Origin of the sequence: Natronomonas sp. CBA1123, assembly GCF_009741925.1 — an archaeon.
In the GTDB taxonomy this organism is placed as follows: domain Archaea; phylum Halobacteriota; class Halobacteria; order Halobacteriales; family Haloarculaceae; genus Natronomonas.
This window is the reverse complement of record NZ_WPCC01000021.1, coordinates 22,770-45,735: the sequence shown is the minus strand read 5'-3', so window position 1 is coordinate 45,735 and position 22,966 is coordinate 22,770. Positions and strand designations below refer to the sequence as shown.

At 57.4% G+C, this 22,966-nt stretch carries 20 protein-coding genes; 8 read left to right on the top strand and 12 right to left on the bottom strand.

The features are described 5' to 3' along the window. Nucleotides 1–641 precede the first annotated feature (641 nt). The gene (locus tag GJ631_RS10805; RefSeq protein ID WP_156709174.1) at nt 642–1,985 is read right to left on the bottom strand and encodes a lamin tail domain-containing protein; all 1,344 of its coding nucleotides are present in this window, start codon (nt 1,983–1,985) and stop codon (nt 642–644) included. Between the two features lie 487 nt (nt 1,986–2,472). After that, nucleotides 2,473–3,702 (bottom strand): FAD-dependent monooxygenase, encoded by a 1,230-nt coding sequence (locus GJ631_RS10800; RefSeq protein WP_156709173.1) that lies wholly within the window; start codon nt 3,700–3,702, stop codon nt 2,473–2,475. Nucleotides 3,703–3,785: 83 nt separating this feature from the next. On the opposite strand from GJ631_RS10800, the gene GJ631_RS10795 reads away from it, so the two are divergent. Beyond that, complete coding sequence (locus GJ631_RS10795) at nt 3,786–4,442, top strand: helix-turn-helix domain-containing protein (protein WP_156709172.1); 657 nt, start codon at nt 3,786–3,788, stop codon at nt 4,440–4,442. A gap of 258 nt (nt 4,443–4,700) precedes the next feature. Here GJ631_RS10795 and GJ631_RS10790 read toward each other — a convergent pair whose 3' ends face one another. Then, entirely contained in the window at nt 4,701–5,507 is an 807-nt protein-coding gene (locus GJ631_RS10790) for a DUF5821 family protein (protein ID WP_156709171.1), read from the bottom strand. A 502-nt stretch (nt 5,508–6,009) separates the two neighbouring features. Here GJ631_RS10790 and GJ631_RS10785 point away from each other — a divergent pair. From GJ631_RS10785 to GJ631_RS10765, 5 genes are all read left to right on the top strand, one after another. After that, the gene (locus tag GJ631_RS10785) at nt 6,010–7,044 is read left to right on the top strand and encodes a hypothetical protein (protein WP_156709170.1); all 1,035 of its coding nucleotides are present in this window, start codon (nt 6,010–6,012) and stop codon (nt 7,042–7,044) included. A gap of 231 nt (nt 7,045–7,275) precedes the next feature. After that, the gene (locus GJ631_RS10780) at nt 7,276–7,716 is read left to right on the top strand and encodes a hypothetical protein (protein ID WP_156709169.1); all 441 of its coding nucleotides are present in this window, start codon (nt 7,276–7,278) and stop codon (nt 7,714–7,716) included. Nucleotides 7,717–7,927: 211 nt separating this feature from the next. Beyond that, entirely contained in the window at nt 7,928–8,677 is a 750-nt protein-coding gene (locus GJ631_RS10775; RefSeq protein WP_197424988.1) for a hypothetical protein, read from the top strand. A 217-nt stretch (nt 8,678–8,894) separates the two neighbouring features. Further along, nucleotides 8,895–10,415, top strand: a complete 1,521-nt coding sequence (locus GJ631_RS10770; protein WP_197424985.1) for a pentapeptide repeat-containing protein — start codon at nt 8,895–8,897, stop codon at nt 10,413–10,415. A 170-nt stretch (nt 10,416–10,585) separates the two neighbouring features. Beyond that, complete coding sequence (locus tag GJ631_RS10765; RefSeq protein WP_156709166.1) at nt 10,586–10,876, top strand: hypothetical protein; 291 nt, start codon at nt 10,586–10,588, stop codon at nt 10,874–10,876. Between the two features lie 200 nt (nt 10,877–11,076). Here the strand turns inward: GJ631_RS10765 and GJ631_RS10760 are convergent, their stop codons facing one another. From GJ631_RS10760 to GJ631_RS10750, 3 genes are all read right to left on the bottom strand, one after another. Beyond that, nucleotides 11,077–12,378 (bottom strand): hypothetical protein, encoded by a 1,302-nt coding sequence (locus GJ631_RS10760; RefSeq protein ID WP_156709165.1) that lies wholly within the window; start codon nt 12,376–12,378, stop codon nt 11,077–11,079. A gap of 100 nt (nt 12,379–12,478) precedes the next feature. Then, nucleotides 12,479–12,793, bottom strand: coding sequence for a hypothetical protein (locus GJ631_RS10755; protein WP_156709164.1), 315 nt, complete (start codon nt 12,791–12,793; stop codon nt 12,479–12,481). 246 nt (nt 12,794–13,039) lie between these two features. Next, complete coding sequence (locus GJ631_RS10750; protein ID WP_156709163.1) at nt 13,040–13,627, bottom strand: tyrosine-type recombinase/integrase; 588 nt, start codon at nt 13,625–13,627, stop codon at nt 13,040–13,042. Between the two features lie 956 nt (nt 13,628–14,583). Here GJ631_RS10750 and GJ631_RS10745 point away from each other — a divergent pair. Both GJ631_RS10745 and GJ631_RS10740 read left to right on the top strand, forming a co-directional pair. Then, nucleotides 14,584–14,742, top strand: coding sequence for a hypothetical protein (locus tag GJ631_RS10745; protein ID WP_156709162.1), 159 nt, complete (start codon nt 14,584–14,586; stop codon nt 14,740–14,742). Between the two features lie 184 nt (nt 14,743–14,926). After that, nucleotides 14,927–16,138, top strand: a complete 1,212-nt coding sequence (locus GJ631_RS10740; protein WP_156709161.1) for a hypothetical protein — start codon at nt 14,927–14,929, stop codon at nt 16,136–16,138. 462 nt (nt 16,139–16,600) lie between these two features. Here the strand turns inward: GJ631_RS10740 and GJ631_RS10735 are convergent, their stop codons facing one another. The 6 genes from GJ631_RS10735 to GJ631_RS10710 all read right to left on the bottom strand — a co-directional run bounded on the left by GJ631_RS10735 (nt 16,601) and on the right by GJ631_RS10710 (nt 22,965). After that, nucleotides 16,601–17,341, bottom strand: coding sequence for a hypothetical protein (locus GJ631_RS10735; RefSeq protein WP_156709160.1), 741 nt, complete (start codon nt 17,339–17,341; stop codon nt 16,601–16,603). Continuing rightward, nucleotides 17,341–19,008 (bottom strand): hypothetical protein, encoded by a 1,668-nt coding sequence (locus tag GJ631_RS10730; RefSeq protein ID WP_156709159.1) that lies wholly within the window; start codon nt 19,006–19,008, stop codon nt 17,341–17,343. The genes GJ631_RS10735 and GJ631_RS10730 overlap by 1 nt, the downstream gene beginning before the upstream one ends. Then, nucleotides 19,008–19,943, bottom strand: a complete 936-nt coding sequence (locus GJ631_RS10725; protein ID WP_156709158.1) for a hypothetical protein — start codon at nt 19,941–19,943, stop codon at nt 19,008–19,010. The genes GJ631_RS10730 and GJ631_RS10725 overlap by 1 nt, the downstream gene beginning before the upstream one ends. Next, the gene (locus GJ631_RS10720) at nt 19,940–20,128 is read right to left on the bottom strand and encodes a hypothetical protein (protein ID WP_156709157.1); all 189 of its coding nucleotides are present in this window, start codon (nt 20,126–20,128) and stop codon (nt 19,940–19,942) included. The genes GJ631_RS10725 and GJ631_RS10720 overlap by 4 nt, the downstream gene beginning before the upstream one ends. A gap of 244 nt (nt 20,129–20,372) precedes the next feature. Continuing rightward, nucleotides 20,373–22,415, bottom strand: coding sequence for a hypothetical protein (locus tag GJ631_RS10715; RefSeq protein WP_156709156.1), 2,043 nt, complete (start codon nt 22,413–22,415; stop codon nt 20,373–20,375). 1 nt (nt 22,416) lies between these two features. Continuing rightward, the gene (locus GJ631_RS10710) at nt 22,417–22,965 is read right to left on the bottom strand and encodes a hypothetical protein (RefSeq protein ID WP_156709155.1); all 549 of its coding nucleotides are present in this window, start codon (nt 22,963–22,965) and stop codon (nt 22,417–22,419) included. Nucleotide 22,966 lies beyond the last annotated feature (1 nt).

The following is a 22,966-nucleotide window of genomic DNA, read 5'->3' as shown; positions in this document are numbered from 1 at the left end:
GGAGGAGGGAACGCGGGTGGCACACGTTCACCAACATGTCCGACTGACTCGCTCACCGTAGCCTCCGAAGTGAGCCAGCCACTCTGGTACGACGAGCAGGGCCTTGGCCCCACAAGAGGGTATGTGCTGGAGGGGCACAAAACCACCGCCCTATTCAACTCGAATCAGGCGCGAGAAGCCACAAAGTGACGGCTTATGCCACAATAGCGTTTTAGAGTTGGCGGCCCGTAGACTAACTTTACGGATGCGACCAAAGATACCGGATTCGCTCGCCCGCCGAGTCGAAGCCTTCTGCAAAGACGGCGGGTATGCGACGGCGAGCGAGTTGATCTGAAGGCCAAATTGACTGTATTCTTACGTGTGTACGGACGGCGGTATTCCTCTTGCTCTGAGCCCTTCTGATACCGACCAGAGCTTGGAAGCACTACTGAATAGAATAGGCGTGTTTTCAACTACTGATAAGGATTGATAGAGCGGGGTGAAAGTACTGCTTCTGGATATGAGATGTGGGACGGCGAGGCGAGCGGCAATTTAAACGATAGGGATAAATCCGTAGTTTTAGCGCCAGCAAAATGTCGTAGTCAGTGCCACATACCGACCCCTATACGACAGACTGTCAGATACGGCTATTACTTAACCGGTTAGTCGTATGGATATTCGACGACCGTGTCACCACTGTCTGTTTCGACGTGGACTGTGTCACCTCCGTTATTCCAAACCGCCCTATCCCTCCCCCAGTACAACTCCGAGCTGGAGTCTGAGCCACTGCCAGTGTAGATCGTCACCTCGTCGCCAGCATCAAGCGTGAATCCAGAGAGGAAGTAGTACGTGTGGTTAGCTGCATCGAACATGGTCCAGCCGCCCATGTTCACGGCTTCGCCGCCGGTATTCTCCAGAGTCACGTACTCGCCGTTTAGGTTGTCATGGTCATTGCCATCAGCGTCTTCATGAACATCAGCGACTTCGATACCTGCTGCCGAGCCACCGCCTGAACTTGGTTCGGGCGTGGACGGAGCCGTATAGTCCCAGACACCGATCCTGCCATTCTGGGCGTCGGATTCGGCCGCTTGATAGACATCACGCTTCGAGAAGCTACTGCTGTAGTAGCGAGCGTATCCGTTCTCGAGTAATCGCAGATTGAACGATGTCGAGGACGACTCTGATTGAGAGGCGTAGACGAGTAGTCGGCCGTAGTAGCCTCGGCGGTCGGCTTCTGGGTCGGTCTCGATATAGATTTCCTCACCGGCGAGGCGGTCTTCGGCATACTGGCTGGCATCCTGCCCCCAGTTGGCGAGCCAGTCGCGACCATCGGTCGTCGACGGGATGTCTTCCCACTCGTCGGGCGACACCTGCGTCACCGAGGTCTCCGGTGTATCGACCCCAAGGAGCCGAATCGTCTCCACACTACCGTTGGCGAATCGAACATCCATCGTGTCTCCATCGGTCACTGAGACGACGGTGACGGTCCACGCTGTCTGTGGACCACTCGGCGTCGGCGTGGCGGTCGCTGTCGGCCGCGGTGTTGCTGTTGGTGTCGGTGCCGCGGTAGGAGTAGACGTCGGGCGGCTGGTCGCAGTTGGCGTCGCAGTGGGTTCTGCTGTTGGCGACGGTGTCGGAGTTGAGGTAGCGGCCGGTTCGCCAGACGTGACAGTGTCGTCATCGGGTGGCCCGTCGAGTCCACTGAGACCGCCCGACTGTGGCATCAGGAGCGTTCCAAAGAGAAGACTCCCGACGATAACGAGCGCCACCGTAGCAGTACCGAGGCTGCCGAAGGCTGGTCCACCAGCCTTCTGGACAGCGGTGAATAGGGCATTTCGCACCGGCGGCATCAAAAACACGCCCCCTATGAGGAAGGATAGGCCACTGAGGACACCGAAAATGCCGCCCGAAAGTATCGCAGATATCCCGAGAAATACGAAAGCGGGACCGAGGACGTAGAACGCGATAGTCTTTATATTCAGTACGTCCTCCACCCGGAAGTCCATACATCATTTACCCGAGGCCCGTCCCCATTACTTCTTGGCCGTCCCGATTTACCAAAAGGAGTATAAACAGACGACCCTTGGCTTACAGCCCCTTTATACAGCCGTCCATTCTTACGACAACCAGCGAATCGATTGAAACATTTTGAGGGTCGGGGTTTTCCTTCTCGGGAGTCCTAGAGGACTATATCAATCGAGACTGCTATCGAACGGATTGGGAAGGCAGAAACCGGGTTAAAACCCCCGAAAACGACCGCGAGAAGCAATATGAGGCGTATTAGAAAACCTTTCGCGCCCTGGAAGATGTCACACCAAACTACCGTATATCACAAACATCCACTGAACCGAGTTTTCCGATATCCTCTGTGTTGTAGCGTTTGGCTAAGGAGTTTTACGAGTTGTCCCAGGAGCTTTCACTACGGCCTCTTCGCGTCTTAAGAACTCTCTGGTGACACATTAGATCGGGTTGTCCTGTCTCTTGAGTGGACGTTCACTCCGGGAGTGAGGTGCCGGCCGCCTGGCGCCGTCGAACCCGACGAAATACCGCATCGGGAATCGTATCGATAGCGAAGTTCCGGAGACGGCAGCCGAGAGTAGATTGCATCGTTCCGAAGCGCCCGAGGCGATATGATTCGCGGCGTACGCGGTCCGCACGAGGCTTGCGCTCGGACTCGTAGGTATTCAACGAGCGATCGTGATCCTCGTGCGTGGCGAGCGCGTCGGCAAGCATCAACCCGTCTTCGATCGCTTGTGCAGCGCCCTGGCCAGCGAACGGAAGCATGGCATGGGCGGCATCGCCGGCAAGGACAACACGGTTCCGTGACCATGTGTCGAGCGAGGGCAGGTCCTTGAGGTCGGTCATGATAATGTCAGCAGGATCGAGTCCGTCCAAAATTTCCGGGATCGGTTCAGGGTAGCCAGTGAGGTGGTTACGGAGAGACGACTTGACCGCCTCGGGTGCAGCGTGGTCCCCGGTGAGCGGTTCGGGTGCGGTTGCGAACCAGTAGAATCGATTCTCGTCGATAGGAGACCCACCCGTATAGGTGCCGTCACCCCAGATATCGAACCCCTGCGTCAGGTACGGTTCTGGCAAGTCAAGAGTGACGAGTGCGCGATACGCGACACCGTCGAGGGGACGGATATCGACGCTGGGGGCCACGGCGTCACGGATTGTCGAGTGAATACCATCAGCCCCGACAAGGATATCAGGACTGATTTTGGTACCGTCGTCAAAGTGTACGACTGGCGGGTCGGTCCCGACAACCGCTGTGCAGGCCATGTTAGTTTGCACGTTGGTGTCCAGCTCATCGAGGAGAATCCGTTGGAGGTCGGCACGGTGAACAGCGACGAATCCGTAGCCGAATTCGGAACGTTCGACGTCGTTCAGGTCGAACCGCGTCATAAACGGGCCGTCCGGTGAGCGCAGTCCACCACCCTCTAGCTGCCTGCCGGCGTCACAGATGGCGTCGGCAATACCGAGCCGGTCGAAGACGAGCATCGCGTTGGTCTGGAGAAGAATCCCCGCACCGACTGGTCTGTACTCAGACGCGGCCTCGTATACCGTCGGCGCGTGACCGCGCTGTTCGAGCGCGAGCGCCAAGGTGAGCCCGCAAATCCCACCACCGACGATAGCGATGTTCTGAGCCGATTCGCCGTCGACAGTCCGATTCGATTGTACCTGATTAGACGGTATCGTCTTTGGAGATTGTTTCTGCGTCATATTTGAATACACACTCGAAGAACGGAATGAGTCAATGGGGGTTATCCGCGTTCTTTTAAGTTTGGTGACTGACTGGATGAGGTATGCGGTATGTGACGATGCGTCTGTCCCCTACCAAGGGAAATGGGTTTCACCCACTCGGAAAGCAGCTCACTGAGGAGCCATCAATACAGCGAGAGGCGATCCACCACGTAGAATTTCTCGATAACGAGACAGTTCTCACACTCGCTGAAGGGATCGGTAACCGGGTACGATACGAAGAGATCATGTCGTCATCACCCGCCGTCGACGCGTACATGCTTTCGGGCGATGAACGGTGGATGGCAGTAAGTCAGTTTGACCCAACTGACGAAGTCAGACGACTTCTAAAGTGGCAACAGCAGGCCGACATCGTCGTCGAGACGCCAATCCTATTTGGAGTCGGAGGAACCCAGAAAATCACCATTTTAGGCGATGAATCGGCGTTTAGGGCGATCTTCGAAGAGGCGGAGAATATGGACACCCTTGATGTCGAGATCATGGAGACTGGTGAGTACGACCCGGATGCTCAGAGCTTCACACGGCCGCTGACGAGCCGCCAGGAAGAAGTGCTAAGGGCAGCCGTAGATGTCGGATACTACCGAGCACCGCGCGAGGCAACACACGAAGATGTTGCCCAGGTGGTCGGTCTGGCACCGTCTACCGTCGGCGATCATCTCCGGAAAATCGAGGAGTGCGTTTTCGAATCGATAGTCCTGTGAGTAGGGTAAGACGACAACTCGGCCAGTCCGTCGTTCCCGTCCAATAGCTGCTCCTGTGCAGACATCCGGGCACCGCATCAACGCATCCATGCTCCACCGACGGTTCAGGACGCCGTGACAGAGGTTAATAGAATTGCACGGGCAACGCACCGGTTTGAAGCACATTCGCTTGACGATCCGCCCGGACCGCGAACGATTACCACAGTTTGTCGACCGGTTACTGGATCCGTCTTTGGTCTCTCAGGCTCATTGCAATCGCTATTCCAACTCCGCCTCGGCCCGATCGACAACCGCCTCGATATCGTCACACCCAGCCAGCGGCCCACTAAGATGGAGTCGATGCCGTGGGCGCCCGACATCGTGTTTCACGCTCGTCGTCTCAACCAGCCCGGCCTCTTTGAGCGCCCGTTTCTTACGTGACAGCGTCGCCTGGCTGGTAAAGCGGATGTCCTCGGCCCAGTGCCCGAACTCGTACTGCAGGTATTCGTGGCGTGCGCCGACTAACAGCGCGATGTGATACGGTGTCAGCGCCGATTCAGCAATCGGTGCGGCGGCCGCAACCCCGGCTTCGAAGTCATCGGCGACAGCCGGCTCGAAGGTCTCGGCCAGCGTTTCGAGGACCTGTGTACGCCCGACAGTTCGAAGGCGGAACCCATCGGCGTCGTCTCGATTGGTGACGGTCCCTTCGACGGCCTCGGCGACGATTGTGTCTCCAAGAGCGACGACACGCGGAGTTTTGTCCACCATCGTGAGCGTCCACGCCTCCTGGCCGTCCGTCAGTCGCGTGCCATCGGGGACGGTGTCGGTCGTAACCAGCTCAAGCGCGCCCATGTCGATGAGATCGGCGGCCAGCCAGCCGACGGTGAAGTGGGTGTCCAGTGGTTTGAGTGCCGCCTCGGGAGCAGCCAGTTGGATTGTGGGTGGGGTCTCGAGGCCGGCGGCGGCCTCGGTCACCGCGGCGACGGCGCGATAATTCGTCGCGACGGCCATGAGATCCGTCGAGACGCGCTGGAAGAACTCGTCGAGGGATTCCTGATGGGGCGTTTGCGCTGGGACCTGGCTCATATAGGTTGCCACCAGAGGATTCGGATTTAGTTTTACGAAATAATCATTTGCGAGATGATTTTGAACCCCCGATAAGCAGCGCGTCGACATCCTACATCTCCGACCGGCGTTGAGAAACCAAGGAAACGCTAAAGAGATTCAGAGCTATGTCGAACCGTAGCCTATTACAACCAAAACGGCCACTAATCCATCATTAATATGTTAATTCCAGAAGCTCATCTACGATTTCCCGCTGACTGGATTTTCGACCAATCGTTACCAAGCAGAATAAACCGTTTACCGGACAATCTCTCTTATCCCACGTTGATTGACGGATTCATTATGATGAACGATTAGTTATACTTCAGTCTTCGATTCAGTTGGCTCTGCCCTATTCTACCGGGATAAACCATCTGCATATTATATGATCAGTCTTGTTGTGTTGATGCTCATGCGAATGGGGGGATGTAATTCAGAATTACAGCGTCGTTGTAGAGCTACCAATCTAACAGGGGGGATCAGTATGATCTCCAGAATTCGATTGGTAAGTGTTGCATTATCAGTTCTGCTGGTTCTGACACCAGCCTCTGGGGCCATGATACTCACAAGTGAGACTGCGGCTGCGGATTTCAACGCTGCCGTTGATTTGGCCCGCGATTCCGCGTTACCTGCGGGTGATGATGCACTGATAGGTGGGCAAGAATATAACTTCGAGTTCGAGATACGCTATAAATTGCCGGATGCAGAGTCTGGTGAGGTAAGTGTATATTTAGCCTATCTCGACAGAGAGGTCCGCAAAGACGTAACAGGGACCGGCGAATTCGCGATTACAACGGTATCAGTAGACGCCACGATTCCACGTGAGCGAGTAGGAAACGGGTTCATCATTTCCGTCATTGTTGAAGACCGAGATGGAGATCACTTTGCAGAGGACAGACATACTTACGATGTCATAGCACCTGCCACCCCGACGCCAACGGCAACCCCACAGCCGACACTAACTCCCCAGCCGACGGCAACCCCACAGCCGACACTAACTCCCCAGCCGACGGCAACCCCACAGCCGACGCTAACTCCACAGCCAACGGCAACCCCACAGCCCAGCACCCCGACACCAGAACCAAGTATCCCTGATATAGGCGGCTCGGCCCCGGCCCCTGACCCCCCGGACGCATCCGATACGGAACAAACGGATGATGACCGACCCGAGAGCAACGACGGACAGGGTTCAACTGACGGCTCGGTGCCCGATAGCGTCCCAGTCAGAACTGCCGACGTACCGACTGAGCCACCTGAGGGTCTGATGAATGACTCCGAGTCCGAGTCAAGTGGAGACAATCAAAGCGAGGGCGGCTCTCCATACGACATGCGGTCCACAACCGTCGAGGTGAACGGTACAGAAACTGCTGCGACGGTCGTCGATGTCGACAACGATGGAGAGCCCGATATGGCCATCGTCGATACTGATGGTGACGGAACATCTGACCCCACTGAGGAGCAATTCACAGCGCTTTACCCCAACTTAGAATGGCGTGAGTGGAAAGGCGTAGTCTCATGATCTAGCTTTAGCTGCTGTTGAGCCCTTTACGGGACTTTCGGCTCTGTTGAAATCCTCATCCGCTAACAGAATTGGTGCGGCAGATCGGTAGGTGTAGGGGCTGCATCGAGTGCTTCGCGGTTCGCTCACCTAATCGATTCCTTCCCTCGGTGATTAGGGGAGAAAACTGGTCGATGACACCGCTACCCCAGATGGCGAAACACCTGTAAAGGTGTGGTCAAGACTGTCAATATGCGTGATGTCCTCCACACAATCCTGTTCGCAGATCGCTTCGAGCGTCGGCTCGACGTGCTGATTGCGGTCGTCATCGCTGTCGGCACATTCGTTATGTACGCTACCGGCGGCTTCACCGTCGACGGTGGCGTCGTTTTCCTTCCCTCGGATGCAACGCTCGTTGGCGGCGTCGCGGCAGCGGGGATTGGCTATCGGCGTGGTAGTCTTCTCGGCGCGTGGGTGACGTTGTTCGGCGCCTACGCCGCCTTCTTCGCTGAATGGGCGTTTCTCGGGTTGTCGAGTCAAACACTCGCTGGCAAGCTCGAATTCTTCTTCGACCCAATCTCACTCGGGTTGTCCGCACTCGCGGCTATCGTGTTCGGGACAGCCGCGTTTGCGGTCGGCTATCTCGGTGGGAGAGGTGTTAATTGGTTATCCGAGATGCGCGCTAAATCGTGACTATCGCACGCCCACCCAACAATCCTTCATCGACAGAAGTGTTGAATTCATACGGTTTCAACAGAGCCGGATTTTCCCAAATTCAGTATCAACCTTAGCTGTGGCATAGTAACTCTCAATTCAGCCACTCGACCTTCCCACGTTCGGTCCCTGTATCCGGACACCACTGCCTCTTAATAAACCTGTACTGTCCGGGGGAATAAACTTCTCCGTGGCGGAGGGCTGGGAGGTCATGTCCGAAAGAAGTGTTACCACACGACGGTCAGTACTCCGTTCGACAGCTGCCGGCAGTGCGGCCCTCCTCGGCGCTGGAAGCCTTGGTACAGCCAGCGCTGAATCGGGAAGAGACCACATCCTCCTCGTCCACGGGTATATGGACACCGGCGACACGCCATGGTGGGATGTTATCACCGGATACCTCGGCGACGTGGGGTACGACGAGGCGGAGATTCATCAGGTAAGCCTCGGAAACATCCCCGGTACGACGGTCGATTCGCCCTCGGAGTACGGCGAGGTCGTCGCTCGTGAGATTGAACGCGTCGCCGACGATTCCGGCGGCCCTGTCGACCTGATTACCCACTCCATGGGCGGTCTCGACGCCCGCTGGGCCATCGAGAAGGAGAGCGCCGCCGACTATGTCGACGATCTCGTCACGCTCGGTTCCCCTCACCAGGGGACGTACGTCTCTTACGTCGGTCTCGTGACTGCGGGTGGCCGCGACATGATTCCGCGGAGCACGATGATGGATGAACTCAACGACGACGGACTGGCCGACGGCGTCGAGTACACCGCAGTCTGGTCGCACATCGACGAACTGATCGTGCCGAGTTCCTACGCCAGCATCCCCGAGTATATGTTCCAAGACGCTGCAGGCCGAAACGTGAACTCTGGCTACCAGGAGCACATCCAACTGGTCGCCGACCGCCATGTGTTCGACCAGTACGTCCAGTACTTGGATTGAGTCGGCTAACAGGAACGAACGGAAGATCACCAGGTGGCTCCTCGTCGGACCGACACTGACGTACGAAGGTTTGGGTCCCTCAACAACCTTTGTAGTGCAAGGGTGAAACTAATCGCCTATGTCTGAGGTGCCAGCGGGCCGCTGTGGATTCACGTGGGACGAAGACTATTCAACCCCTCAATCAGCGGATCATCAGAACTGTTGCTGGAGGGAGGTGGTGGAAGGTTCGGACCATTGCATTTGGCATGCCGATTCGGACGAAGTCTCGAAATCCCCTGAAGCGCTGCAGCAGGCATGCGCACCACCGGACATCCGGGAGCAGACCTCGGATGTCGCTGAACTTCTCGACGGAGCAAAGCTGTCCGGACTTCAGTTGGGGGATGCAGTGACATTTGGACGTGTTATGTTACGTGACAGTAACATTTCTGAGACGAATCTTGAAGAGGCCGACCTCACAGAGGCGAACCTCAGAAATGCCGATGTCTCCGACGCGACTCTCGTGGGGGCCGACCTCACAGAGGCGACCCTCTGGGAGGCCGACCTTACCAACACGAACCTCCGAGATACTACGCTCAGTAACGCAATCCTCTGGTCTGGTATCCTCACCAACACGTATTTTAAGAACGCCGATCTCAGCAATGCGATTCTCTCAGAAACCGATTTTACGGATGCGAAGCTCAGAGGTGCCAACCTACGAGATACGAATGTCAAGGATGCCACGCTCATCAACACAGAATTGCGAGAGGTAGATCTCACCAATTCGGTCTTGTCCAATGCCGACCTCACCAACGCATCACTCAGGCATGCTAATCTCACAGAGGCCAATCTCTGGAAGAGCAATCTCACTGAAGCAAACCTCTGGGATAGCAACCTTACTGCCGCAACTCTCGTGGAGGCAGACCTCACCGATGCAGAACTCTTACGAGCCAATCTCACCGACGCCAACCTTTCCGATTCCACTCTCATTAACGCGAATCTCAGGAAGACAGACCTCACCGACACGAACCTATCGGCGGCTGACCTCACCAATGCAGATCTTGAACATGCCGTTCTGGTTCGAGCGAATCTCTTCGACGCAAACCTAACGAATTGTCGGCCACACGGAGCGACCTTCACTGATGTACAAATTAACGACGGTACAGAGTTTCGCGCTGAAGAGCAGCGAATCTCGGAGGCGAACTGGTGGCAGACGTCCCCAATTTTCCCGCCACAAAGGTGCGGTTATGATCCAGCAATCATAGACACGGCTTCTGAAAAAGCGACGAATCAGTTAGGGAAAGCAGCAGACACCTACCAGACCTTCGAGAAACTAGCTCGTGAGAACGCTCGACCGTCGCTCCAGAGCGAGATGTTCGTCCTGCGGCAGGATATGCAGCGGAAACGACATTGGCGCAATGGTGAGTACCTGGAGTGGGGATTCGCCCGACTGTCGCGGGCTGTATTCAAATATGGTGAAAGCCTTAGCCGCATTGTCACGTGTGCGGTCGCTATCATTGCGACGTATGCCGTTATCTACAGCCAGTTCGACCTCATTAGGGACGCCAGTAATCGCTTCGTAGCGAACCCGGTTGACGCACTCTACTTCAGCACACTCACATTCACGACACTGGGGTTAGGTGATTTCCAGCCCGAACCGACCTCGCAGATTGCCCGACTGTTAGTCACCAGTCAGGCTGCTCTCGGTGCAATTCTGATTGCAGTCTTTGTATTCGTCCTCGGTCGCCGGGCTGCAAGATAGCTTTCTGTCGTCGCCGATGGGAGCCACCTCCGCAGATTTTGAGCCAAGAGGGGGATGCGTGGCCACCTGTTCGAAACTCCATTTCTCATTTCCGAGGTGAGGTATCCGTGCCGTGGAGTCAGCCGATGCCGGCACAGTGCTAATCAAGCGGCGGGCCATCCGATGGGATGATGCCTGAAAAACGAGCCAGCGCGACGGTGCCGATTGATGAAGACATCCAGCGGTTCGCTATCGATCTGGACCAACGAGATCTTGGCTGGACGGTCGAGTACCTCGAGGAGATGGCGAGTCTGTTCGAGACGGTTGAACAGGCCGGGGAAAGCGGCATCGAGGTGGATGAACTGAACAATGATACAGACCTTCCGGTGCACTCGTTCTTCGAATACCTCGCTCGGAATCACGAAGAATTTGAACAGGCCGACCGGAACGCGCGGAGTGAGGTTATTCGCCGTGGTAAATGATCAGCCGGTTCACTAACTCACGGTCAGTAACCGGCCCCTATCTCACAAGGGGTCAGATATTATGACGTCTTTTCAAAATGACGTCCTGTAATAAATTTAGAACCAGCTGACTGGGCGATTGTGTCTTACAAGCCGCCTCTGGTACTGATTTAAAATTGCGGCAAAGGCAGAATTATGCAGTTGGACTAGGAGCTATCAATTCAGCTGTTATTTCCATTACCATTATTATTGTTGTTCCCACCATTCGAGCCAGAAACGAGATACGTCTCCGTCGTTCCGTCCTCGAACTTGAACACGATTCCATAGCCAGTGTTTGGATCGCCACCACCACCATCGACACCGATGCTCTTCTCAGAGCCGCTGACATCTGTCTCATCTTCCCAGGTCCATCCACCAGTATCGGTCCACGTCGTGCTGCCTGTTTCGACGGTAATCGTTGAGCTATCCAGCATGAAGTCAAGTTCGAACTCGTCCGTGTTTTGTCCTGGATTTAGAATCCACGGTATTCGTACCTGAGTAACCGTCTTATCCGAAATCGCGGTATTCTCAAAGTTGAGCTGTCCAGCGGTGGACCCTTCTTGTAAGATCAGAGCGCCATTGCCGATTGGGTTGAAGGCACCTGTATCCTCGTCATCATTCTCCGTATCCCCTCTGAATTCCGAAGATGGCGAGTTATCCGGAGCCGTATTAATACCGACCGGCGTGCATCGAACCCGATACGTTTCGCTGTCATCATCAAGCTCCAATAGCGCCGTGTTGGCTGTCGTACTGACCACGCTCCCATCGAACGTTGCATCCCACCCTGCTTGGTTCTGAATTGGGATACGAATCGTGACAGGGTCACTGGAATCCCCGGCAAACGGTGCTGTTTCTGCAGTCCCACCGGGAATGAACGTAATTGGTTCTCTCGAGATTCCGGATTCACGAATCGAACCGTGGGTGATCGGCACCAAGTGAATCGTGGTGACGTCTTCGCCTTCGTCTACCAATCGCTGGCTGTTTCGCAGCCCTGCGCTATCGACCATCCGGTAGTGCACACCCGCTTCATACGTGTGTGACGCCGCATTCCGGTATTCATTGTATCGAGCCTCGTAGGTGATGGCCTTCGTCTCGACATCATCCAAGCCACAGAGCTCCTCAACAAGCGGACCATCCAGGTCCGAGAATTCGTTGCCGTTTTCACTTGATAATGACCCAACAGACTCGCTCTCTATCGTGCCTTGGGCTGGTGGTGGCGTGAGAAACACCGTCGATACGCCGTATCGAGTCCCCAGGGAGAGACTGGCGCTTCGTTCACGGTTACTGCCGGCTGCATCCCCAATCGAGGCGTACATCTCGGTGAAGTCACTAGAGACTTCTTCAACGTGATTCTGCTCTGTGGCCGAGATCTCCTGTGGGACGAAGTACGCCTGTAACAGTCCCAGTGCAAGAATGAAAATCCCGAACAGTAATATCGCGCCAACTACCTCTGACTGTCCCCGGTCCCCGTTTATGATGCCCATTGGTCCCCACTCACATGGGGTATTCGCTGAAAGGTAAAAAAGCTATATGCAAACCAAACTGGTAGCAACCTGAAATTAGGCCCGTGGATACCCTGCCCCGCTAACTCGAGAGAAACAGTATGGCATAGAGGTTCCACATGACCAGCCCGAGCCCCCAGAGAATCACGAGAACGAGTCCACGCGAAATGAGATAGTATATTCGCTCACTCGCGTCCGCCGAGCCGGTTCGTACCAGTCGTGTGATCCCCCAGAATGGCACGCCGACGACGATGAAGAGCATAACGTGGAGTCCGACAAAGGTCGGCCAGCCTCTGTTGAGGCCATACCGGATGAGGGGGTTTGCCTCGCCGAGTCCGGGAGCCCACGTGAGCGCCACGACCGTGATGGCTGGGTCGACAACGCCGTGGAGAAACACACCGACTCCGAAAAGTAGCCACAGGCGTCGAACTCGCTGTGTCCGGTCCAGTTCTTCCCCACCCCACATGGTTCATCTGACGGCAACGCTGCAGATGCATGTAGGTGTTGCTACGGCTAATGCATCGCTCACCACGGTAGAATGGCCAAGGTAACCAATTTGGGGTGGGCTCCTTGGCCAAGATAGAGACTAGCTGCCAAGATATTATAGATTATGCCGACGACCGCCCAGTTCTGATACCAGACTTCAGTTCAGCCACTCCACTTTTTTTCGCTGTTTCCGTTGAGCTTCGGGGCTGAACTTCCCGCGGTAATGGTCGAGGAACGTCTCCAAGTCCGACCATCCACCCCAGTCACAGACGATCATAGCGTCCACATCCGCTCCTTTCAGTGATGTGGCCCACGTCCGCCGAAGGTCGTGCATCGTGAGGTATTCCCACATTTCTTCCTCTTCTTCTCGTGCCAACTCTTCGCCAGTCCTGTGTATCCACCGTCGGAGGGTTCGGGTTGTGACATCGATGAGTGGCTCATCGCTTGATTCTGGCCGGACATCGGAGATCGTTTCAATTCGTGTCGCGAGCTCCGCCGGGACTGGCGTTTGCCGTTTCCCGTCGGACTTGGCACTGTCAACACGGAGCATCTTCCCGGCCTCGGTATCCTTGAGGTCTCGGGGGCAGACTCGAAGGACCTCGTCGCTCCGGAGCCCGCACCGGACAGCCAACTCGAATGCCAGTCGGTGTTGACTGTCGCTGGTGGTATTGAGGAATCGCTGAATCTCGTTTTGCGACAGCCAGATTTTGTAATCCTCCCACTCGTCGTGTTTCTCGAAAAACATGGTGTCTGTATTGTATGTATTACGGACGAAACGTACTAGTTTTTTCGCCCAAGGGCTGGTTTTTGCTTCTCTTTGAGCGGCTTTTCGTCCGCGGTTCGGGCAGTTCCCGGACACCTCCCACCGCAACTGCAGTGGTTCTCGGACACTGAAATTCAGTCAGTGCGTGAGTCCGGCCCCCTTCGGGTGAAAACAACTATGCGGCTTTCGCGATGTATTTTCCTTCTATGTTGGGTAGTTCGATTCAGGGATTGGGGAACTCCGGCTACGGCCTACTGTACGTGGTACCAGCAACGTTCGTGTACCTGTTAATTACCAATACACCTATAGAGTTGTACTATGTCGGGTGGGAGATTCCTGAGGTGCTCTTGTATGCTCTCACAACACTGTCGATTTATTCGGCGATTTGGCTGCACCAGGCTTCACTGATGATATTCGGAGACAACGCAGGGATGAAATCCAGCAAAACTCAGTCTGTTATAAATAAACACTTCTGCTATTTCGCGTTTGGTGTGCCACCAACAGAATTGCCCGATGACTCCTCACTGCTGGCGGTGGTACTGTCTGCAATACGGTCTGGAAACGTACGTTGGGGCGTCTTCCTTCGATTCCTACCGGTTGGGTTCACCTGGGTTTACACAGTTTCTGCTTGGTTGCTCTTGACCAACTCATCGTTAGTCAGTGGTGCAACCCTCGTTGGTGGGGCGTTCTGGCTCACTCTAACCATCATTTTAGTCCGAAATGTCATCACAGGATATCTCCCACACCATATCCCGAAAGAGTCGCTTGATGGAGTTGATGAAGCAGAGTACGCTCGAAATCGGCGTCTCGCTACATCAATCGCAAAGGATGATCCAAAGCCCAGAATTCAGGATTCGAAATCAGATAATCAAACGAAGATACGATAGGGAGAATTGTCACCGGCCAACGCTTTTGCGAGCGCCGGTCCTCTATCGAGTATGTCCTACGAACGCTTCTCGGTCGATTGCCCGGGGTGTGGGGAGACGAAGCGCCACTACACGACGCTCGCCGAGTACATCGGCCACAGCTGTCGCTGCGGGACGGCGTTCACCATCGACCCGGAGACGCAGTCGGTGGGCGAGGTTCTGAGCGAGTAGGTGGATTACGGTAGTCGAGTTTCGGCCAGCGACGTTCAACCTCACCCACTCTATTCACTGGAATAGTTGGCAACCCAATATTCAAGCAATCGAGGCTCCTTGTCCAAGTCAGCAAATGTCGTCACCCGGCCCTGAACGTTCGTTTTGGGATGATTCTCGGGGAATCTCAGCCCTCATTGGAGCGATGTTTCTCCTCGCCTTTGCCGTCATTCTCATTTCGATGAACCAAGCCTATGTCGTGCCGCAAGAGAACTCCGAGATCGAGTTCCAGCACTTCCAAGAGGTCCGGAGTGATATGGTCAGCGTCCGAAGTTCTATCCTGACGGCGGGGCAAGCGGATGTTTCGCAATTTGCCACCGTCCAAATGGGGACCAATTACCCGCCCCGGATTTTCGCGGTCAATCCTCCTCCGGCATCAGGAACAATTCAAACGAGCGATAGCTACGATATTGTCATCACGAATGGGTCTGACACGGAGACGATCTCGACGCGATTCATCCAATACCGAAATGGGTACAATAACTTGGAGGTCGGGTCAATGTGGTACGAGAATTCGATTCTGTACCTTGATGAAACGCAGGACGGGGGGCGGGTGATCTACGAGGATCAACAGCTGGTGACCGACGGGAATACGCTTCGAATCACAGCGTTACAGAACGAGTTTGACCAGTCCGGGACCGGTCGAGCTACATTGGAGTTGTATCCAACTGAAGCGGTGACGGCAGACGATATTCCGACCGGCGACGTCGATATTACAGTCCCAACGCGGTTGACAGCGGATCAGTACTGGGGCGACGCAATGCAGGGCCAGTCATTCTACGACGGGGTTACCGAGGATGATTATGAGACCGGCATCCACGGCCTCGAGTTCTCGATTGACACAACGCAGGACTCGAACGAACTGCAAGTGAATACGGTCGGGATTCGGTCAGAGCCAGATGAGGGCCCCGCGAAACAAAACGTCGGGAGTGGAAGCAATGACGATTCGACTACGCCACCAAGTGATGGGGTTCGAGGGTTCACAAGCGTGAACGCAGGCAATCTTAATAAGAATGATTCACCGGATAATCAATTCTTTACCTTCACAGTCAATCAGACTCTTCCGGATGGCGAGACAGTTACTATCAATTTAGATGATACTCAAAATGCAAATCCCTTTGTATCTGATGATATAGATTACAGTAGTGCGAGCCTCCAAAATAACGATGCAAGCTTTGATAGGGGGTATGCTGCTGTTTCAATCATCTATACTGCTGATGGAGATATTCCAGCTGGAACACAGATCGAAATAGAGGTGACGAATGTGAGGTATCCAAATGGGAATCTCGATACCTTCTCTGTCTCGTTTGAACGAAGTGACGGGACAACCGAGGTGGACACTTTCTCAGATGGGTGAAGAAAAGTTAGTGGTAGCTGGCTTTGTTGACAGAACGAAATAATACCCAGATTAATGCGACCGGTATTGAAAATTCATTCTGAAATAAAAGAAGAATATCGACTCCAACGAGTTTGGATTTTAGGGGGTGCTGCACTTGCTATTCATGGTATTCTAGACCCGTTCGTTTCCTATCTCGCGATTCGAGTCTTCGACGTGGCAGATGAATTAAACCCACTGATGGCGCCGTATTTTGAAGGAAGTATCGTGGATTTACTTCTAATCCACGTCCCACTGTTTTTTATTACAATCACGGGCTTACTCCTCCTCACGTGGCTATTTTCGCTCGGCAGCGACTCTCAAAAACAGCAAGTCTATAGGCTAGCACTCGCAGTGTTTTCTCTCATGATTCTCTGGGGGCTCGTCGTAGTCGTTAACAACCTAATCGTACTCCTTCAGGGAATCTCGTAACCGGTATACAACTCAGGTAAATCGTTCCCAGACTAACTCACCGCTCTCCGGGATGCGGCGGATGTCGTTCCCGATGCGTTGCCGGAGCTTCTGATTGAACACCTCCGGCGGATACCGGAAGCCGTCGTCGTACACGAGGCGCTCACGGAGGTCGTCCTCGTCGAGGCGGCCGTTCTTTTTCATGTTCGACTCGATACGGGTGTAGCAGTCGCCCTGCAGGCGCTTCTGGAACTCCTCGATATCGACGTAACCCTCGGACATGTCCTGATAGTAGCGCTCGGACTTCGTCGCCGGCACCCGCGACCGGTCGAGGCGGTGCTCGATGACGGTCTCGGCGTCCTCGAGTAACTGCTCCAGACTGCGGTGGGCGAGCTGGTAGTGGTCGATCCACAACACGTAGATGTCGTCGCCGTTGCCGTCGGTGATGCGGCGCCCGTGGACGATGACCGTCGAGGGCGAGATGCGGCGCCGCAGCCAGTTCCCGGGGCGATCCCGGTACCGCGCCTTACTTTGGCTATCGGCCAGTCGCTTGCATTCGATGCGGGCGGCGTGGCCGGCCTCCCGGATGCGGCGTTGCTCGGTCGCGCCGAACCACCGCAACTCGCTGGTGATAGCCTTCTCGTGGCGGCGTTCGTCACCCTCACGCCCCGGCGCCCACGTCGCCAGCAGGTAGAGAACCGGGATGAGGACGAACAACCCGCCGAGAATCAACGCCAGCGACTCGGCGTACCCGGCGGCGGTCTGGGCCAACATCAGGCATCACCCTGTCGGCTCCGGTCGGCGAGGTCGTCCATGCGGTCGTCGGCGTCGAGGCGCTGGCGGTTGTACAGCAGCACGTCGACGGTGTCGTGCAACGACCACCGGTACTTCTCGGCGCCGACGCTGGTGAACGTGTACATGAACTCGATGAGGTCGACCTCCGGCCGGATTTTGCCGTCGTCGTCGGTGTACTGGCTGGCGGCGACGTTCTGGATGAACGTCAACAGCAGCTCGGCGAACTCCTCGCGGCGTTCGAGGATGTAGTAATCGTGGCCGTCCTCGCCGATGGGGATGTCCCACTCGGCGACGAGGTCGTCCTCGGCTTGGGCGTCGTTCGCCACCGGCAACCCGAGGTCCGTCGCCGCGACCTCCTCGTCCCAGAGGATATCGGGGTTGAGTTCCGTCCAATCCAACTGCAGGAGTTGGCTCTCATCGAGGTCTGTCGGCTTGACGTACCCGATTTCCGGAACCTCCTCGTCGCTCTCGTCGTCGAGGACGGTGCCGCCGTCGGCACTCGTGATGGATTCGCCGTCGTACGGTTCCTTGAGCACTGTCATGTCGGCGATGCCGTCGGCGTCTCGTCGGATGCGGACGTGGTCACCGCGTTGCTCGTGGGCGCCCAACAGCAACCGGACGATGTGCTGTTCCGAGAGCCCGTCCCGGAGGCGTTCGAGGAACTGCCGGGGGTTGTCGGCATCGCAGTGCTGTTTGATGGCTTCGGCATCCGACGCCGACAGCCCGAGGTCGGTGAAGGTCTGCATCGAGAGCATCCGCTTCAATTCCCGTTCTTCGGCGCGGCGTTCGGCTTCGTCAACGTCCTCGATACGGGCGAACTGGCGTTTGAACCGCCGGTTCTCCCGCTCGGTCTTCCGGTGATACAGGAAGAACGCGAGGAAGATCGAGCCGAGGATGATCCAGCCGGCGGGCCACCGCACGAGGAACAGCAGGAACGTGAAGAACTGGCCGGTCAACGCCGACAGCGGGTTGACGTAGAACTTGTACCAGGTGACGGCGTCGCCGATGATGCCACGCGCCTGGTCGACGCTGGCGTCACTCGCCAGCAGGCCGGCGCCTTCGAAGCGGTCCCGCACCCACTGCCAGTTCTCACTGCCGTTTTCGAGATCGTCGAAGCGGCCGGGCGAGACGTGCTGGTATTCGGCTTGCTCGACGCTGATGACGGCGCCGTACGTCGTGGTCGAGCCGTCCTCGCGGACGACCCAGTAGACGTTGTACGTCCCGGCGGTGCCCTGGGCGTCGAGCACCCAGCGCCCGATCCCGGAGTCGAAGCGCCAATCGGCGTTGTCCTCGCGAACGCCGGAGCGAACGACGTTCGAGGAGTTGATACCCTCCGGCGCGAGTTCGTGGACGTTGCCCTGGACGCTGTAGAGCCGGAGGCCGTCGCTCGTTGATTCGTCGACGGATTGACTCACCCAGCGGGGTTGTTCGACATAGACGCTGATAGGTTGGGTGCCGATAGCCGGACCGTCAGGGCCGTCGTCGGTGGTGTTCCCGCCTGTTTCGGTGGGGGTTGGCGTCGCTGTCGCCGTGGGGTCGGGCGTCGCGGACGGCGTCGGCGTGGCCTCCTGGGCGGCGATACCGGCTGGCAGCATCGTCAACAGGAGGACACACACCGCCGCGGCGGTGAGGAGTTGCCGGCGCATCAGTGCTCGCCTCCGGTACCGTTCGTGGCGGCGTTCGACCGCGACTGGGCGGCTTCGCGGCGGTCTTTCTCCTCGTTGAGAAGCTCCATCGTGCGTTCGAATAGGGGCTGTCCGGCTGGGTCGACGTGTTCTTCGAGTTTATCGAGTTGCTGGCTCACGATAGCGAGCTCTTGGTCAGAATGGCGGCGGGCGGTGGCTTCGGCACGGAACGCCTTGTCAATTTTGTCGCTGGTCCGCACGTCGATGACAGGCGCGATGGTCCCGGCGGTCTCGTAGTCCTTGGCGTCAAGGCGCTCTTCGGGCTGGCCGATATGAGAGACGCTGATCGAGCGGAACACGTCGACATCGTGCTTGCAGGTGTCGACTTCGAACGTCGTGTTCTTCAGGACACCATGCCGGACGTCGCCGGTGCCGTCGGTGTCGACGCGGTGGTATTTGTCCTTGTGACGCTCGATTTCGCGCCGGGAATAGATGTCGCGGAACTGCTCGAAGGCGGTTCTGAGGCCGCTGGGGCCAACTTGCTTCAGGATTTTGAACGCCTTCAGGCGGTCGTCAATGTCGCCGTCCCACTTGCCGACGCGAGGGACGATACCGCGACCAGTAAAGAGGACGTTGAGGTCGTAGTCCTGCCAGGCCTGCATGCCTTTCTTCCGGAAGGTGTAGGCGGTGACGGCGTTCGAGGCGACGAAGACGCCGGCGGCGAGCGTCCAGCCGTTGTAGTGGGCCGTCGGCAGGACGGGCACGAAGAACATCAGCGTCGCCAGCGCGAAGAACAGGCCGGCGACGAACAGCCACGGATGCCGTTTCAGGAACCCGATGGCGTTGCTGGTCGTCGAGGTATCGTCCCAGCGCTCCGGTGGGCCGTCGCTGCCCTGGGGGTCTTCGGCGATGTAGCCGGCGAGCCGCCGGGCGTGGGTGATGGGGTTGAGCGTCATCGCTGGTGGTCTCCGTTGAGGTAGGCTTCGGCGCGGTCCTGCAGCTCGTCGTCGACGAGGTCGTGGCCGGCGACACGCTCGGCGACCGATGCTTCGAGTGGGTCATTCAGTGTCTCGGACTGACTGACGGTCTGTTTGAAGCCGTCCCAGAGCCAGTCTTCAACGTCGAGTTGGTACGTCGTCATGATGGGTGATGATGAATCATAACCGGTGAATACGCGAAAAGGGGGAATTCCTCCCACGCGCTGTGCACGCGGGAGGTGTGTTGCTGTTTTGAGATTCAGTTTGCGGCGCACGTATCGCGCCCGCGGATTCAGTACTTGAGTCGGGTGTCGTCACGACTCGGGGTTATCGTTCGAGGCGTTCATCCGGCTCTCGGGTGGTGGTTTGAAGGTGTGCATGAGTCGATGGGTGGCTGGTCGATGGCGTTCAGAAGGTTAGCTTAATCGCGCGGTACGACCGCTTCCGTTCACCGTCGATGGTGGGTTGCCCCGTCTCGACATCGAAGTTCCGCGAGATGTACGTATGGAGCTCTCGGTGGCTCTTCGGGGCCTTGTCGTGGAGGTCACTCCACTTGGCGTACGCCTCCGTGAGCTCGTCTTTCGGGACGAAGGCATCGGCATCTCGCGTCTCGCGGACGTGTTCGTACCAGAACTCGGCAATGGGCGACGGATCGACGTTGTCAAACCGCAGCCGCGGCGGAATCGACGCATCCCACGGCGCTTCGCGTAGTTCCTCGTCGAGCGTCGGGTGCTCAGTCCGGAACCGGAGGCCGTTGCCGTCCGTCTTCGCATCCAGGTGATGCATCCGCGGCGGCGCCATCTGAATCGGCATCGAATAGCCGTCGCCGGAGACCATCGCGCACTTCCCGTTTTGGTACTTGGCGACTTTCGGCGCCTGCTCGTTGGCGGTGCTGCTCCCGATTCGTGTCTGGAACACTTTCTTGATATCGGGCCGTTGGCCGCCGAACGCGAAGATGCGGGTGAACATCTTCGCGACGTCGTCGGAGAGCTGGCGTTTGAACTTCTGGCTGTCACACAGCAATTCGATGTCGGCGTGCCGAACGAGGGCGATGAGTTCCGACATCGTGTCGACCATGTAGTTCTCGATGGTCGCCTCCGCTTCCTGCGGCGACTTCGAGGACGGCACGATCTGGTGGAGTTCCCGAATCACGCACGTCACCGTCGGGTAGTCGTGGAGTGAGAAACTCCGGAGTAAGTCGTTGCGGGCCTCGTACATCCCGTCGAGGAGATACGATGCCAACAGGAGTTTGTCGGATTGCTCGGTGATGGGGAACAGCGAGAACGCCGTCGCGGTGTCGGTGTCTCGCATCATCGTCTCCCAGTCGAGGTGGTACTCGTCGGAGACCTGCTGGTCGCGGACGAAACCTTTGTTCTGGGCGGTCTCCAGCGACCGCTCGATGCGGTCGGCGATACTGTCGCCGGCGTTCGTCTCCTCGCGAACGACAGTGGCGAGGTCGGCGAGCGTCCAGTCGTCGCGACTCTGATCGAGCGTCTGATATGCCGCACGGAGGTGCTGCTCTTGGGTTTTCGTGACGTGAGGCAGCACCATCACGAGTTGGCGATACGAGAGATCGCTCGCAGCGACGGCGAAGGGCTTGACGACCCACTCATCGCGCTCCGTATCGTACGGCAACTGCATGTCCTCGATGTCTGGCGTCAACGGGACGCGAACCTCCACCTTCGGCGGGTCGTACTCTTGGAAGCCAACGTCGAGGCCCATCTCCGCCCGCACCTCTTGGAGGTCGATGTTGCGGGGCGGCACGTCGTACATCGTGTTCTCGGCTTTCGTGAAGTCCATCAGGTCGATGATCTTGTGGCCGCGTTCGATGCGGTCCTCGACGATGGTCTCGACGCTCGTGGACTTCCCGCTGCCTTGGCCGCCGGTGAACAGCGTCGCCTCGAGATCACCGTCGCGGTCGATGAGTTCGGCGCGACGACTCCCGGGCGACAGCGCGCGGTAGTAGCGCTCGCCGACCTGGTGTTCGTACTCCACAGCTGGGACGGCGGTCTCGGCTTGGGTGTCGACGCGGCCGGCGACAGCGAGCATCGTGTAGATGGAGCGAAACGCGGTGGTCAACACCGCCTCGGACACTGGCGCCGACTCGACGGTTGTTTCGACGTTCTGCAGCGTGGTTTCGTCGGTGTCAACCCCGGGGTTCACGTCGACGTGAGCCGTTCCATCGCACTCCTGTATGTACCGTCGGAGTGCCCGCGCGTCGAACGGCCGGTCGGCGTCTTCGGCGAGACGGGCGGTGGCCCGGAGGACGCGCTGGGCCGTCTCCACTCGCGGGAGGAGTTCGGCGTCGCAGATTGCGTGGAGCGTCGCCCACTCCTGGGCGGCGAGTGCTTCGTGGCCGATGTCACACCACCGCTGAATAGACTGGCGGCCGGCGTCGGTCCGACTCCGCGAGCGGTCCTGGGCGACGTGGATGCCGCGGTCGGTGCTCATCTCAGGCACCCTCCTTGGGGATGTCGAGCGTCGGCGGGTCCTTCACCGCTTGCGCGACGATGTCCTGATCGTCGATAGCGGGGTGGTCGTCGAGCACGTCGCGAGCGTCGCGGTTGTAGTCTGCGAGGTCCTCCATCACCTCGGCCCGGAGGCTTTCGATCTCCTCAAGGGCTTCCTCGATGACGGTCGCCTCCGGGTGCGTCTTCAGGTAGGACCGCAGTGTCTCCATCGGCGTCGCCTCCGGTGTGTCGAGGTTCGTCCGCCGGCGCCGCAGCTGGTAGGGAACGCTCCCCTGCTTCAACGGACAGCGTGGATTCGGGCATTCACACGGCGGGTCGTCGCGGTCGCCGGCCTGGAAGGCGCGGTAGGCGTTCCGGTAGAAGCCGGCGATCCATTCGGCGTGGTCCCGCGACCACAACGTCTCCAGGCGCTTCTCGATATCGTGGAAGCGCTTGATCATCTCGGGCGCGTCGTCTTCGAGGGCGGGCTCTTGGACGTACGCTGTCGCTTCGAGATAGCGCTCGATGAGTTCGTTCTCTGTCTGTGTCATG